Origin of the sequence: Sorangium sp. So ce363, assembly GCF_051520435.1 — a bacterium.
GTDB classification, from domain to species: Bacteria; Myxococcota_A; Polyangia; order Polyangiales; family Polyangiaceae; genus Sorangium; species Sorangium cellulosum_B.
Window position 1 is genome coordinate 9,565,563 of record NZ_CP150333.1, and the last position, 14,922, is coordinate 9,580,484.

Genomic DNA, 14,922 nt, shown 5'->3' on the forward strand with positions numbered 1-14,922 from the left:
GGCGCCGCCCGAGCTGCGCTAGCAGTAGGAAACGAAGATCAGGCGGATCGTCGCCAGCGTCCCGAGCACGAACAGCCCTGCATAGAAGATCGTCCGTTTGCGCCGCAGCTGCTCGGCGCTGAGCCCGGTAGACGCGGGCTCCTCACCAGGCGCCGCCTCCCCGCCGGCGTGCACCGCCGGCACCGCGATCGGCTCGCTAACTGCCGGCGGCCTGCTCTCTCCAGGCGGCCTGCCCGCGACGGGCGGCGTGCTCGCTCCGGATGGCCTGCCCGCGACGGGCGGCGTGCTCGCTCCGGATGGCCTGCCCGCGACGGGCGGCCTGCTCGCCCCGGATGGCCTGCCCGCGACGGGCGGCGTGCTCGCCGTGGAAGCGACGCCGTTCGCAGCCTGGACCGCGGCCAGCCCTCGCTGGAGCTCCCCCTCCGGCGTGGTCGACATCGCGTGCAGGCGCGGGCGCTGCGGAACATCGTCCGGGCCGTCGAAATCGAGGTACTGCACCGAGAGCGAGCCCGTCGCGGCGCCGAGAGGGAGCGGGGCGTCGCTGCGGCCCGCCGCAGGAACGCCGTGCCGTCCATCGGGCGACGACGGGCGGACCGACCTACGGTCAGCGGACGTGGTCGCGACCGCCGGCGCCTTTCGCCCGAGGCCCGGCGAGCTCTGTCTCGGCGCGCTCTCCGGAGGGAGCGACGGTGAGGCGCGGTGACCGGCGCCGCTCAGCGAGCCCGTCCTCGCGATGCAGGCCTCGACGTGCTCCTTCAGCTCGCTCCGGGCCTCTTCCTCGGCGCCGTGGCCCATGTCGCGGAGCACTTGCTCCAGATCGCCGGCCAGCCTGCCCGCGCTGGCGGTCCGCTTCTCGATGGAGAACTCGGTCGCCGCGTCGAGCGCAGCCGAGAGCCGCGCGCTCAGGTCGGGCAGGAGCTCGCGCGTGCGAGGGATCGGCAGCGACGCGACGCCCATGATCAGCTGTCTCTGCGTCTCGGCCTTGCGCACGCGGCTGCCGAGCAGCGCCTCCAGGAGCGTGATCCCCAGGGAGAACACGTCCGCGCGCCCGTCGAACGGCTCCCCGCGCGCCTGCTCCGGAGGCATGTACGGGAGCTTCCCCTTGAACACGCTGCTCTCGGACTGCTCGTCCGCGAGGCCCGGTATCCGCGCGACGCCGAAGTCGGTCAGGCAGACGCGGCCGTCCCGCCCGATCAGGATGTTGGACGGCGAGACGTCGCGGTGGACGACCGCGTAGCTCTGCCCTTCGTCCTCGCACAGGCTGTGCACCGCCTCGAGCGCCCTCGCCATCTCCCGGCCGATGTAGGCCACGGCGCGCGGCGAGAACGCGCCCACCTTCCTGAGCACGCGATCGAGGGCAGGGCCGTCGATGTAGTCGAGCGCGAGGTACACGGAGCCCTCGAATTCCCCGAACTCGACCAGCCGGACGACGTTCGGGTGATCGAGCCGCGCGATCACCAGGGCCTCGGCGAAGAACGACTCCCTCGCGCTCTCGCCGAGCCCTGGCCTCGGGACCAGCCGCTTCAGCGCGACGTGGCGCCGGAGGTCGGGAGGCCCCTCCTCGGCGAGCCACACCTCCCCCATCCCGCCCTTGCCCAGCATCCGGATGAGCCGGTACTTGCCGGCGAACAGCTCCGGCGGCGGATCGGACTCGGCGTTCTTGCGACGCGGGCGGGAGGCGGGCATCTCGTGGTGTGCAGCGCTCGATCTCGACTCCGTCGAGGCTAGCCCTCCTGCTCGGGGTGGAGAGGGTGCAAGCAAGGCATGCCCGATCCTACCGCTGCCCGCGCGCCGCAGGAATCACCGCGTCGATGCCCGGCGCAGATCCAGCCTGCATGGACTGGGGCCCGCCTCACCGAGAGGGCGCCGCTCACGCCTCGCTCACTCCTGCGTGTGCTCCTCGCGGATCGGCTCCCGCATGGTCGTCGCCGGGAACCACTCGAAGAAGCGGTGGATGAGCTGGCGCCGCTCGGGCTCGATGTACTCGAACACGGCGCCCCGGTCGTTGATCTCCCAGAACTCGTTGCTCGTCACGGCCAGGAGCTCCGCGCGGATGGAGCGCAGCCTGTCGGGCCGCTCGTCGCGCATGTCGCGGTAGATCTTCCGCGCGAGCGCCTCCTCACCCTTCTGCAGGTAGTACGTGGCGAGCTTGACCTGCGCCTTGCGGACGCCGCGGAGCGACGGCTCCTGCTGATCGAGCTCCGCTTCCTTGTCCACCTCGAGGAAGAGCTGGAGCAGCTCGTCCCGGGCAGGTGCGTGCAGGTCGTACGCGCGCTCGTTGACCACGCAGAGATCGAACGCGACGGTCTCGGTGAGGAACGCGAGCCCCATCGCGTGCGCCGTCTGCGCGTAGTACTTGAAATGACGCGCGATCTCGAGGACCTGATCCCCCCACCCCGCCTTGAGCAGCTCCTCCGCGAGGTAGCGGTACTGGTTCAGGTTGTTGTAAGCCGCGGCGATGTCCTTCGCGTTGAGCGACCTGCGCATGTAGGTGTTGAAGAACTTCACGACGACCGCGACGGCCGCCCGGTCTCCAGCGGCGATGGCGGTCTGCCCGATGTAGCGCGTGTCGATGGCGATGCGCGTGATGAGGTCGGGCATCGCCGTGAGCGCCTCGCGATAGACCATCAAGAACTGGCGGAGCGCCTTGTACTCGAGCCAGGTCCGCGCGGTCGACAGCTTGCCGAGCGCCTCGGCGTTCATGCTCACGAAGTCGGTGTCCTTCGCGAGGCGATCGCGGATCTGGAACCAGCGCGGATCGAGCGTCGCCTTGTGGGGCAGGTACGCGACGACGAGCTCCGACAGCGAGTCGATCGTCTTCGACGCGATCCCCTTGTCCTTCTGGTCGATCGCGTTGAGCGCCACGTCGGCGAGCTGCTCCAGCGACGAGAGCGCCGTCACCCGCCGCTCGTCGACCTCGGCCTCACCCTCTCCGCCCGCGGGGCGCAGCGCCTGCTCGACGCCGCTCGTCTTGATCCGCCGGACCACGTTGTCGGGCTCGACGAAGTCGAACACGTACCCGAAGTAGGGCGCCATCATGAGCAGGCTCGCGGTGAGCAGCCCCATCGTGACGAGGACGCCGTAGACGGGGACGAAGACGTCCTCGGTCGGGGCGCCCCCGCCGACGCGGATCGAGAAGTTGACCCACAGCGAGAACACCGCGCTGACGACGAAGAAGCCCATCACGAGCATGTTCGTCCGGTCGCGGAAGAACATCTCGGTGATCCGCGGCGTGTAACGGTTCGCGGCGAGCTGCACGATGATGGACGCGACCGTGATGACGATGCCGAGGATGGCGGCGATGACCTCGCCGATGCCGCCCATGATGTGCTCGGCGTCGCTCGGCGACATGCGCGCGAACACCTCCCAGAGCGAGAGGTGCGCGTTCTCGTGTCGCGCGACGTCGAGCAGGTGGACGACGGCGAGGGTCGCGACGCTGACGCCCAGGAGATACGACATCGGCCGCAGCCAGATGCGGGCCATGGTCGCGCCCCTGCGACGCTGCCGTTCGGCGTCGTCTGCGGTCCGATCGGGTCTCATCAGGTGACCGCCGCTCGGTCGACCTGCATGCCGACCCGCCTGCCCTCCCGCTCCACGCTGCCCCCCACGCACCTGCTCCACGCGTCCGCCACGCCAGGCGGCAGCCCGGCTATTTCTTCTCCGGGGGGCTGTCGAGATCTTCCGCGAGGTAGCTGAGGATCACCTCGTCGAGCGATTTCTCGCTGATCAGGTCCTCACCGAAGATCGAGGCGCCCTCCGCCGGCCGGTTCGTCGCGAAGATGCTGGCCGGGCGCGAGGCCGCGTAGCGGCCGGAGCCAGGGCCGCCCGAGAAATGCTCGACCGCGACCTGGGGCGCGGGCGGCGCGACGGGCTGCTCGGGGTGGACATTGCTGTAGACCCCGGCGCCGGAGGCCGCGGACTCCGCCCGCCGCCCGATCACCGACGCAGGCGGCGGCGGGAGGTCCTGGATCTGCTGAAAGAACGGCGTCTGTGCCTCGGCTGCGGCGCGCTCCAGCGCGTCGAGATCGAGATCGATGGACGGTTGTTCGGGCTTGATCTCGGCGGGCGACGCCGGGCGTACGGCCCTGCCGGCGAGCGGGCTGGCCGCGCGCCCGCCGCCGAGCGCCTGGAGCGCGACGGGATCGAGCTCGAGCCGGGGGCGCCCGCCGGCCGAAGCGGGCGCCGGCTCGGCCGCCGGGGCGCGCGGCGCCGTGGCGAGGGGCGCGGCCGCTGGCCTTGCGGGCGGCGCGGCGGGCCTGGGCGCCGGCGTCGGCGCGGCTGCCGGCTTCGGGCGCGGCGACGCATCGGGCACGACGGGCGGCATGACAGGCGGCGTGAGGGGCCGGGACGGCGGGGGCGGCTTCGGCGCGCCCGTCACCTCGGGCGACGACGCCCGCGCGGGCTTGCTCGCCTCCGGATGCGACGGGGCGGGGGCGGCGCCTGCGGACACGGCGCCTGCGGACACGGGCAGGGCGGCGGTGTCGTCGAAGAGGTAGTCGAAATGACCGTCGCGCAGGGCGATGAACATCGCCTTGTGCTGCTCCTTCATGAGGCCGCGGACCGTCTCCGCGAGCGAGGCCTGACCGACGTGCTCCGCGTACGAGGTCTTCGTGGTCTTGAGGATGCGCCCGCCGTCGGCGAAGAGGTGCGTGATGATGTGAGGATGGCGAATGCCCGAGTCCTCGGTCTGTATGTGGAACAACCGCCCCTTGTGCCGGACGTTGTTGTTGAAGCCGAGCAAGGGCGACGGGGCTTTCACGACAGGCAATCCGAGGGTGGGGAGGTGAGGAGATCGCGCCAGCGGGGAGCGCTCGCCACGGCCGAGACTATCACAGCGCGGCGCGCCCGGAACGATTCGCAGCGCGCCGGCGTCCCTTCACGTTCCTCCGCCGCTCTTCTGCCGTCCTCCGCCCGTCCTCCGCCCGTCCTCCGCCCGTCCTCCGCCGCTCCTTCACCGTCTCCTCGGTAGGGAAGCATGTCGGGGCTGGTCCTCCGCGAACCGCGCGCTGGTCGCGTCAGGGCAGACAGCGCTCCAGGTCGTCCGCAGTTCCCGCCTGGAGGGCGCACGCCACCTCCGCCTGCGTGAGGTCGGCCTCGCAGCGGACGAAGCCGCGCTCCCCGGCGGTCGCGCGCGCCATCGCGGTCCTCTCGGCCACCTGGGAGGCAGCGGGCTCGGGGTTGGCCGCGCGCAGGACGAGCTCGACGTACCGATCGAGGAGCGCGGCGCACGCCTCGGCGGACGGGCGTGGAGCGGCGCGGCGGAGCGCGGCGCGCCCCACAAGGATACCGAGCACCAGCAGGACGATCGCCAGGGTTGCCAGGACGTCGGCGCGGGTCGCGGGGCGCGTCACTCCAGACACTTATCGACCTGCTCCGGGGTCGTTGCCTGCCGGACGCACACCATCGCAGCATCGGTGATGCGGCGCCCGACGCACCTGTCGATGAGCTCCTTGCCGCGGGCGTCCCGCACCGCCGCCGTGCGCTCCTCGACGATCTTCGGGTCGACGACGTTCTGCGCCCGGAGCTCGATCTCGGCGCTCCTCCGGAAGATGGCCTCGCACTCGTCGCGGCTGGCCGGGTGCCCGCACCCGGCCAGGAGCGGCAGGCCGGCGAGCAAGGCCAAGCATGGCGCGAGCCTGAGGACCCGACCCAGGTTGAGGACCCGACCCAGGTTGAGGACCCGACCCAGGTTGAGGACCCGACCCAGGTTGAGGACCCGACCCAGGTTGAGGACCCGACCCAGGTTGAGGACCCGACCCAGGTTGAGGACCCGACCCAGGTTGAGGACCCGACCCAGGTTGCCGGAGACCGTGGAGACGGAATACCGCCTCCTTTGAAGGGAAGTTGAGCCAGGACGGCGTCGCATGGCCGCGACGATGGCGCCACGCTCGGTGGGGCGCAACAAGGTCCAGCCGAAGCCGACAGCCCGTACTGGCGAACGGCCAACCCCAGCCGGCACACCGCCGTCGTCCACGACCGGCCACCTGCCAGCCATGTGCCCCGAGTCAAGATGGAAACGTCGCGTATTGCTGGAACGCGTGTGCAGGTCTGTTAGAATTGCTTTCTGTGCGCAAGGCGAGCGAGCACGGTGACAGCGTGGGCGGCGCTCGATCCGTCCGTACGGGCCCCGGGGGTACGCGGCGACGCACGAAAGCGACGGCGCAGTCCGTTGCGGGCAGCGGGAATGACGCTGGCCCCAATGCTCCACGAGAGAAACGGCCGAGCAAGGCGCCGCGACGGCGCGCGCCCGCGGCGGCGCTGACAGCGGAGGAGATGTTACGGCGCGCGCTGGGCGCGGCGACCCCGCGATCGCGCGCGATCTGGGCGCGGCGGGGCCTGTCGCTCCGGGGGCCGCTCGACAGGACGACGCAGGCCATGCTGCTGCGGCAGCTCTACCTCGCGTATTTCGAGACACGCCGCTTCGAGCGGGCAGCCGAGGTGGCGGAGCAGATCCTGGCGCTCGGCGTGCTGAGCGACGTCGCCCACCAGGACGCGGCGCGCGCGAAGCAGGCCCTCGGGGACATCGATGGGGCCGTCGGGCACCTCCGGCTGGCGGCGCGCACGGGGCCGGCGAGCCGGAGGGCGTTCCACTGGTGGACGCTGGGCAGCGTGTATCACCTGGCGCGCCGGTACGACGAGGCGATCGGCGCGCTCACGCGCGCGGCGCGCTGGGGCACGCGGGACAAGCCGCTCTACCAGGGACACCTCGCCGTCGTGCAGTGCGAGAGCGGCAAGGCGGTGGAGGGGCTCGGCGCGCTGATCGATCGGCTCTCGGAGGTGCCGGCAGGCCAGGGTTACGGCCGGTTCGTGCTCGGGCAGATGGCCTACTTCGACCATCGCTGGGACGAGGCCAAGAAATACCTGGAAGCCTTCGTCCAGCGGAGCACCTCGGGGAGGGCCGCGGTCGCGATCGCGCTCGGCGCGGAGATCGAGGCGGCGCGCCGGACGCTCGCGTCCCTCGTGGAACGCTGATGCCGGCCTGAACGGACGGCGGCCCGCCGCACGACCCCGATCGCTTTGCTATAGAACCTTGGTGATGACCGCTTCGACTCGTTTCAAGGCAAGCGCCGGCGCCGCGCCGGCGGGTGTCCGACGCGGCGCGCGCGGCGCGCTCGGACGCGCGCTCCCGGCGCTGGCCGCGCTCGCCACGCTCGCGTCCCCGGCGCTCGCGCTGGCCGATGATCCGCGCGATCTCTTCACCCGCGGTCTGGAGGCTGGCCCGCTCTTCGCCGCGCTCGCCGCGCTCGGGGGCGGGCTGCTCACGTGCCTCACCCCCTGCGTGTACCCGATGATCGCCATCACGGTGAGCATCTTCGGGGCGCGGGAGGCGAAGTCCCGGCGCGAGGCGATGCTGCTCTCGACGAGCTTCGTGCTCGGGATCGTCGTGCTCTTCACGACGATGCTCGTGGCCGCGGCGCTCACGGGCAGCCTGTTCGGCGGCGTGCTCTCGAACAGGTGGGTCATCGTCGGCATCGCGGCGGTGTTCATCGCGCTCTCGCTGTCCATGTTCGGCGCGTTCGAGATGACGCTGCCGGACACCCTGATGCAGCGGCTCTCGCAGGTCGGGGGCATCGGCTACGGCGGCGCCTTCCTGCTCGGTCTGGTGAGCGGCCTCGTCGCTGCGCCGTGCACCGGGCCCGTCCTCACGGGCATCATTCTCTGGATCGGGAAGACCCAGAATGTCGGCCTCGGCGCGCTGGTCGGCGCCACCTTCTCCCTCGGGCTCGGCCTGCCGTTCTGGCTCGTCGGCGCCTTCGCGTTCGCGCTGCCGAAGGGCGGCAAGTGGATGCTGGGGGTGAAGTCGTTCTTCGGGATCGTGATGATGGTCGTCGCGCTCTATTTCCTGAAGACGACCTTCCCGGCGCTGTCGTCGCTCGCGCAGCCCACGCCGCAGTTCATGGCCGTCATGGCGGGCCTCGTCGCGGTCGGCCTCGCGCTCGGCGCGGTGCACCTCTCCTGGGACGACGGAGGCGCCGGCGTGAAGGCCCGCAAGGGGGCAGGGATCGCGCTCACGGTGGCCAGCAGCTTCCTGCTCGTCGCGAGCCTGGATCTGCCAAAGCTCGCCTCGCCCGTCCCGTCCGCGGTGGCCGGCGAGGCCGTGTCGCCGCAGCTCACGTGGCTGCACGAGGAGCCGGTGGCCGTCTCCAAGGCGAAGGCGGAAGGGCGCCCGCTGCTCGTGGACTTCACCGCGGAGTGGTGCGGCGCCTGCAAGCAGCTCGCGAAGGAGACCTTCTCGGATCCCCGTGTCATGGCCAAGGCGGCGCACTTCGTCGCGGTGAAGGTCGACGCCACGGACGACGAGGATCCGCAGATCGACGCGGTAAAGGGCAAGTACAAGGTCGTCGGCCTGCCCACGGTGGTGCTGTACGACTCCACCGGCGCCGAGCGGAAGCGCTTCAACGACTTCGTCGGCCCGGACGTGTTCCTGGCCGCGCTCGAAGGCATCCAGTAGCGCGCTGCGCCTGGCAGCAGCGCGCCGCACACGCCGTCGGCATGGCTCAGGAGGACCGAACGCCGCGAGGAGGGAGCGATGGGCGCCGCGCCCATCGCTGCCAGGCCGCCACGAACATCCGCACCTTCCTGCTCGCCGCCCTCGCGCTCTGCGCCCTGCTCGTCGCAGGCTGCGGCGCTGCGGGGCCCACCACCGGGACCGTGGTGATCGGGGTGACGAGCGAGCTCCGCGCGGGCGCCGACATCGACCTGCTGCGCGTCGTCCTGCGGGCCGGCGGAGACGTGGTCCACGAGGACGCGCTGACGCAGAAGAACGGGCAGCTGTTCTTCCCGCGGGAGTTCTTCTTCAGCGATCTCGAGGATGGCACGGCCGTGGAGATCTCCCTGGAGGCGTTCGGAGCGGAGGACGCCGAGGGTCCGCTGCTCACCCGCACCGCGTCGACCCGGGTGATCGGCGGCCGCACGCTGCTGCTGCGGGTGCGCCTCGAGCGGGAGTGCGTCGTCGCGCCCGGGGCGGCCACTTGCCCGGCGCCGCAGACCTGCGTGGCCGGCGGCTGCAGCGCCCCCGACGTGGATCCCCGGCAGATCGAGCCCTACAGCACCTCGTGGAACGCGGGCGCGGAGCCGGACGTCTGCAAGCCGGCCGCCGGGGGCGAGCCGGTCGTCATCGTCGGGGAGGGGCAGGCCGACTACTTCCCGCTCGATGACCTCGACGAGGTCCAGGTGGAGGCTGGACCTCAAGGCGGCTACCACATCTTCGTCGCCATCCGTCTCAAGAACCTGCGCCGATCCGGCTCGCTCACCGTGGTGAACGGCATCGTGCCCGAGCTCGGCTATGCGATCGAGCCGCTCGAGGTCATCTTTACCCTGGATCCCGACGAAGGCGGCTTCTGCAAGCTCGCCGGGCTGCGGTTCCGGCTGGATGGCGAGCGGAAGATCGAGGAGCTGCTCGGGAAGGTCGTGGAGGTCGAGGTGACGGTGACCGATCCCGACGGAGACGCCGGTACCGGCAGGCGCGCGGTGACGCTCTCGCAGACCATCCTGTAGCCCTGCAGCGCGCGGGCGCCTTGCGCAGGCGGAGGCGCGCGGGCTCACTCGCGCGCAGCGCGCCACCGCGTCATCCAGCCGCCGGTGAGCAGGTCGAGGGACGCCTCCGCTTCGAGCGCCGCGAGCGTCGCGGCGCGGTGCTCCTCGGGGCTCTGGCCCGGATCGGCCGCGAGCGCGACGGCGCGCTGCCACGCGAAGAGCAGCTCGAGGACGCGCGCCGTGAGCTTCGTTTGCAGCTCGGCGCGCTCGCGGCGGAGGCGCTCCAGCGCGATCTCCTCGTCGGCGAAGACGATCCGGTCGAGCCGCCACGTCGCGCGCGCCTCGAGCCACAGGCTCGTGCCGCCGGACGCCGTCCTTCGCGCCGGATCGTACTCCGTGGGGGCCAGGCTCTCCGCTTCATCGACGAGCCGAGAGACGCGGAGCCGGAGCTCCGGGAAGAGCGACGACGTCCGCGCGCGCGACGCGATCGCGTCGATGCGCGCCTCGGGATCGAGGAGGCGGGATCGCCGCAGCGCCGCCTCGACGATCGCGCGGGCCATCGCCGGCGTGACCCGGACCGGCAGCGGGAGCGGCGGCTCGGCCTCGGCTGGCTGCGCGGGCGGAGGCGGCTCCGGGAGCTCGATCTCCGGCGCCGCGCGTGGCGGGCTCGGGGCCGCCGGGGCAGGCTTCAGCCGAGGCGCAGCAGGTTCGGCGACGGCGGGCGGTGGAGACGGCGCGCCAGGGCGGGCGGATAGCCGCTCGAGGGGGATGCTCGCGAGCAGCATGCCGGTGAGGGAGCGCTCGCCCCCTTCGAGCCGAGCGATCCCGAGCTCCACCGCGAGCCAGAGCGGCTGCGCGCTGCCCGGGGACGCAGCCCAGAGCTCGTGGGGCGCGGTGTCGAGGCGGTCCACGCGCGGGTCGAGCGCCGTGGGCTCGTCGTCGAGGGGGAGCTCGGCGCGCGCCTGCCGCGTGAACAGGGCACAGGCGAGCGCGCCGAGGAGGAAGAGAGCGGAGCTTGCGATGGATCGGTGGTTCGGGTGCACGCGAGGTGGGTCGACCGCCGCGCGTCGCGAGTTGCGTGCGACGGGTCAACCAGGTCGCTCAGCGGCCCCGGGAAGGCGGGCGCGCCCGGGTGGCGAAGCTCCGCCAGAGCTCCGCTCCACCGCCAAGGGATCGGACCCGATCGGCGCCAAGGCGCGGCCCGCCGCCCGGGGAGAGGCCCCGCTCCGCGCTCGTGCGCCGGAGCGCCTCGCTGGCGTGAGGTCCCGCGCTCCCGCCGCCTCGTCGGAGCAGCTCGCTCGAACCGCCGCGGGTCGCCGCGACCGCCTGCGCGATCGCCTCCGGCGTCGGCGCCGTTCCTGACGGGAAGCGGGCTGGTCCCTCGCTCGCCGCGCCGCGGGTCGCCGCGACCGCCTGCGCGATCGCCTCCGGCGTCGGCGCCGTTCTCGAGGAGAAGCGCCACGGCGCCTGGTCGGGCAACGCGAGCGTCGGCTCCGCGACGAGCGTCGCGCTGCGCCCAGCCGCGACCGCCTCGAGGCCGTGAGGCGCGGCCGCTCGGACAGCCTCGGCGGCCACGTCGCCGATCGCGGCCGGCGCAGCAGGCGCCACGTCGCTGCTCGTGACGACCGCCGCCGCAGCCGCCTCGACATCTGCGTCACCGCTGGCGACCGGCGCGCTCGACGCCGGAAGAGCCGTGGTCGCCGAGCCTCCGCTCGCGCCGACCACGACGACAGGCTCGCCGTGCTCTCCCCTGGCACCGGGAATCGACGGTGACGCCGTCCCCGCGGCGATCAGCGCCGATGCCGCATCGCCGACGCCGCCCTCGAGGTGCCGCTCGGCGACGTTCATCGCCGCAGTGGGGCTGCCCGGCGGGATCTCGCTCGTCGGTTCCGGCGCAGAGACCGGAGGCTCCTCCGAGGTCTCGCCCGCCAGCGCTGACGCAGAGGCCGGAGGCTCCTCCGAGGTCTCGCCCGTCAGCGCTGGCGCAGAGGCCGGTGGCTCCTCCGAGGACGATCTCGGCGAAGCCGGCAACGCGCGTGGCACAGCGACCTCGAGGCCGACCGCGAAAGGCTCGAACACCTCGCCGGCGAGCCAACCCGTGCACATACGGAGGTTCGCGCCGGACGGGATGTCGCGCACGAACATGTCCCCGAAGAGCGCGTCGATGGCGAGATCCCGCTGCTCGACCACGGGCCGCTCCCAGCTCGGGAGCACCGCGACGACGCGGATCGCGAGCTGCCCTTCCGGGCGACGCGCCCGCGCTCGCGCGAGCGTCCTGGGACGCACTTCCCAGTAGAGGTAGATCGTCTCGTGATCGACCGCGATGCCGACGATCTCGTCGACGTCATACCGCGCCGGGAGCTCCGCTCGCTCGTCGCGCAAGGCCGCCGCAAGACCCAGCACCCCCCCTGCGGCGACGGGCGACGCCGTCGCTCTGGCACCTGCAGGCGAAGGATCTCGCGGGGGCTGCACCGGAAGGCCGCCAGGCGCTCCGGCAACGGGCCCGGGCTCCCCCTGGTGCTCGCTCGCGATGGCGGCCCCGCGTGGCTCGGTCGCGCCATCGTCTCGCGCGAACGGAGCAGGGGAAGCCTCCGCGGCGGCGCTCTCCGCATCCTCCGCGTCCGCGTCCGCATCCTCCGCGTCCGCATCCTCCGCATCCTCCGCGTCCGCGTCCCGCGCTTCCACGCCTGCCCCCTGCCCGCGTGCCGCGCTCTCGATCAGCCTCTCCCGGAGCCGCCGCGCGTCCTCGTCCTCCGGCGCTCGCGCGAGGATCTCGTCGAGCATCGCGATGGCGCGGTCCGTGTGCCCCTGGGACGCATAGATCTCGGCGAGCGTCGTGGTGGACCGCGGCGGCGGCGGCGTTGGCGGCGGCCGCTGCTCCGGCGGCGCCTCGCCGCGCAGCGCGCGCGCGGTCTCCGGCATGTGCAGGCCCCGCTCGACCACGCGCGAGAGCAGATCGCGCGCCCGCCCGAGGAAGCCGCGGAGGCGGGCCCGCTCCGGCTCGCTCTGCGCGGTGCGCGCCACGATCTCGTCGATGAGCTCGACCTTCGTGAGCAGGCGCGGCCGGGGCACCCCGAGCCCCTCGGCGCGCGCTATCAGCTCCTCCCGCGTCAGCCCGTCGAGCTCCCGGCGCTCCATCGCCGCCGACGCTACCACATCCGACGCTCGCTCACCCTCGCCGGAGCGCTCAGCGAAACGCTCCCTCCGCCGCCGGATCCGCGCTGATCGACGCAAGCCGCGCGCGCGCCGCCTCGGCGTCTCGCGCGATCTGCGCCTTGAGCTCCGGCAGCCCGGAGAACCGCCGCTCCTCGCGCAGCCGGGCGATCAGGTGCACGCGCAGCGCCGCGCCATAGAGATCCTCGTCGACGTCGAAGAGGTGCACCTCGAGGTTCGGGCGCGCCTGCCTCGACGCCTCGACCGTCGGGCGGACGCCCAGGTTGGCCACGCCGCGCGCGAGCGCGATCGCGCGGCCCGACGAGGTCACCCGATCGACGAGCGTCGCGTACACGCCGAACGGCGGGAGCGCCTCCTCGATCTCGTCGATGTTGCAGGTGGGGAACCCGATCGTCCTGCCCCGCCTCGCCCCCTGCGCGACGACGCCGGACAGCATGTGCGGGCGCGACAGCATCCGCTCGGCCGACTCGAGATCCCCGCGCGCGAGGGCCGCTCGGACGCGGGTGCTCGACCACGCCCCCTCGGCGTCGCCGACGAGCGGGTGCGATCGCGTCTCGAAGCCGAGATCCTCGCCGAGGCGCCCGAGCGTCGTGAAGTCGCCGGCGCGCCCGCGGCCGAACCGGAAGTTCGCGCCGACCAGGACGACGCGCGCCGCGAGCCGATCGAGCAGCACGCGCCGCACGAACTCCTCCGGCGTCTGCGCCGCGAACGCCCGGTCGAACGTCACCGCGTCGACCCGGATCGCCGGCTGCACGCGCTGGATGAGCTCGATCTTGCGCGGCAGCGCCGTCAGCGTCGCCGGCGGAGTCCGGCCGAGGACGCTCGCGGGGTGCGGGGCGAACGTGAGCGCGACCGGCTCGAGCCCCCGCCGCTCCGCGTCCAGCGCCGCGTCGGCGAGCAGCGCCTGGTGCCCCAGATGAACGCCATCGAAATTGCCGATGATCACCAGGCTGCCCCGCGGCCCGGCCGCGGCGCGCCCGCCCTGCCCGGAAGCGGCGGCGGCGAAAGACTCCACAGCCGCTACCTAACCCGAAGCAGCGCCGAACGAAATGCGGGTGGACGCAGGCGAGATCGCAGGTGAGAGCAGCGCCGCCCGTCACGATACGCACGTACAGCCAAGCGATCGCTGTACAGAGTCGCTTGACGTGCCCATGGCCGACTGATAGAGCCGCGCTCCCCGAAATGGGCTGGAGGCGCGCCGTGTTCAAGAGAGTCAGTATCTTCTCCGGCAACGCCAATTTCCCGCTTACCCAGGAAATATGTCAGGTCCTGGAGCAACCGATGGGGAAGTCGCGCGTGTCGCGCTTCTCGGACGGCGAGACGTTCTGCGTCATCCAGGAGAACGTCCGAGGCGTCGACACCTACGTCGTCCAGCCCACCTGCTCGCCGGTCAACGACAGCGTGATGGAGCTCCTGATCATGGTCGACGCGCTCCGCCGCGCCTCGGCCGGCTCCATCACGGCGGTCATCCCCTACTACGGCTATGCCAGGCAGGACCGGAAGGTCGCGCCGCGGACGCCGATCACCTCGAAGCTCGTCGCCGACCTCATCGTCGCCGCCGGGGTGAACCGGATCGTCGCGCTCGACCTGCACGCCGGGCAGATCCAGGGGTTCTTCAACATCCCGTTCGACCACCTGTTCGCGATGCCGGCGCTGCTGGAGCACCACCTCCGCGAGCATTACGGCAAGGACGTGGTCATCGTCTCCCCGGACGCGGGCGGCGTGGAGCGGGCCCGCGCCTACTCGAAGCGCCTCCAGGGCACGCTCGCGATCATCGACAAGCGCCGCGAGCGGGCGAACGAGAGCGAGGTCATGAACATCATCGGCGAGGTGGCCGGCAAGCACTGCCTCATCCTCGACGACCTCATCGACACCGCCGGCACCCTGGTGAACGCGGCCAACGCCCTCATGAAGCAGGGCGCCAAGAGCGTCGCCGCCTGCGCCACACACCCGGTCCTGTCCGGGCCGGCGGTCGAGCGCATCAAGGATTCGCCTCTCACCGAGGTCGTGGTGACGAACTCGATCCCGCTCTCGGACGAGGCGAGGGCCTCCGGTAAATTCAAGGTCGTCTCGGTGGCGCGGCTGCTCGCCGAGGCGATCCGCCGCATCCATCACTCGGACTCGGTGAGCTCGCTCTTCGTCTGACCGGCCGCGCGCGTTCGGCGGCGGGGCGCACCGGCGACGCAGGTCGCCCGAGCCCCCTCGCCAGAACACACCAAAGAACTCACAAAAGACACAAAACGCGCCCTCCGGCGACGAAGGCTCGACTTC

12 protein-coding genes are annotated in these 14,922 nt (G+C 72.3%); 4 read left to right on the forward strand and 8 right to left on the reverse strand.

The features are described 5' to 3' along the window. Window positions 1-18: 18 nt before the first annotated feature. The 5 genes from WMF12_RS35970 to WMF12_RS35990 form a co-directional block, all read right to left on the reverse strand. A complete protein-coding gene (locus WMF12_RS35970; RefSeq protein WP_437852500.1) occupies window positions 19-1,686 on the reverse strand; it encodes a serine/threonine protein kinase in 1,668 nt (555 codons plus the stop codon). Window positions 1,687-1,881: 195 nt separating this feature from the next. Next, window positions 1,882-3,483, reverse strand: a complete 1,602-nt coding sequence (locus WMF12_RS35975; protein ID WP_437741225.1) for a DUF2254 family protein — start codon at window positions 3,481-3,483, stop codon at window positions 1,882-1,884. Between the two features lie 166 nt (window positions 3,484-3,649). After that, complete coding sequence (locus WMF12_RS35980; RefSeq protein ID WP_437852501.1) at window positions 3,650-4,759, reverse strand: hypothetical protein; 1,110 nt, start codon at window positions 4,757-4,759, stop codon at window positions 3,650-3,652. Window positions 4,760-5,015: 256 nt separating this feature from the next. Next, window positions 5,016-5,351 carry a hypothetical protein gene (locus WMF12_RS35985; RefSeq protein ID WP_437741227.1) on the reverse strand — a complete coding sequence of 112 codons (336 nt, stop codon included), beginning with the start codon at window positions 5,349-5,351 and terminating at the stop codon, window positions 5,016-5,018. After that, window positions 5,348-5,866: a hypothetical protein gene (locus WMF12_RS35990; protein ID WP_437852503.1), complete on the reverse strand. Its 519-nt coding sequence runs from the start codon at window positions 5,864-5,866 to the stop codon at window positions 5,348-5,350. The genes WMF12_RS35985 and WMF12_RS35990 overlap by 4 nt, the downstream gene beginning before the upstream one ends. 407 nt (window positions 5,867-6,273) lie before the next feature. Between WMF12_RS35990 and WMF12_RS35995 the strand changes: the two genes are divergently transcribed. The 3 genes from WMF12_RS35995 to WMF12_RS36005 all read left to right on the forward strand — a co-directional run bounded on the left by WMF12_RS35995 (window position 6,274) and on the right by WMF12_RS36005 (window position 9,498). Next, entirely contained in the window at window positions 6,274-6,972 is a 699-nt protein-coding gene (locus tag WMF12_RS35995) for a tetratricopeptide repeat protein (protein WP_437852505.1), read from the forward strand. 64 nt (window positions 6,973-7,036) lie between these two features. Continuing rightward, window positions 7,037-8,452, forward strand: a complete 1,416-nt coding sequence (locus WMF12_RS36000) for a protein-disulfide reductase DsbD family protein (protein ID WP_437852506.1) — start codon at window positions 7,037-7,039, stop codon at window positions 8,450-8,452. A gap of 41 nt (window positions 8,453-8,493) precedes the next feature. Beyond that, window positions 8,494-9,498 (forward strand): hypothetical protein, encoded by a 1,005-nt coding sequence (locus WMF12_RS36005; RefSeq protein WP_437852508.1) that lies wholly within the window; start codon window positions 8,494-8,496, stop codon window positions 9,496-9,498. Window positions 9,499-9,542: 44 nt separating this feature from the next. On the opposite strand, the gene WMF12_RS36010 is transcribed toward WMF12_RS36005, so the two are convergent. Genes WMF12_RS36010 through ribF form a run of 3 tightly spaced genes read right to left on the reverse strand, consistent with a single transcriptional unit; the run spans window position 9,543 to window position 13,666 of the window. Beyond that, entirely contained in the window at window positions 9,543-10,520 is a 978-nt protein-coding gene (locus tag WMF12_RS36010; RefSeq protein ID WP_437852510.1) for a hypothetical protein, read from the reverse strand. A gap of 58 nt (window positions 10,521-10,578) precedes the next feature. Continuing rightward, window positions 10,579-12,615, reverse strand: coding sequence for a tetratricopeptide repeat protein (locus WMF12_RS36015; RefSeq protein ID WP_437852512.1), 2,037 nt, complete (start codon window positions 12,613-12,615; stop codon window positions 10,579-10,581). A gap of 49 nt (window positions 12,616-12,664) precedes the next feature. Beyond that, on the reverse strand, window positions 12,665-13,666 hold the full coding sequence (gene ribF / locus WMF12_RS36020; RefSeq protein WP_437741234.1) for a riboflavin biosynthesis protein RibF: 1,002 nt from the start codon (window positions 13,664-13,666) through the stop codon (window positions 12,665-12,667). A 167-nt stretch (window positions 13,667-13,833) separates the two neighbouring features. Here ribF and WMF12_RS36025 point away from each other — a divergent pair, with 167 nt between their 5' ends. Further along, window positions 13,834-14,796 (forward strand): ribose-phosphate pyrophosphokinase, encoded by a 963-nt coding sequence (locus WMF12_RS36025; RefSeq protein ID WP_437741235.1) that lies wholly within the window; start codon window positions 13,834-13,836, stop codon window positions 14,794-14,796. Window positions 14,797-14,922: the final 126 nt, after the last annotated feature.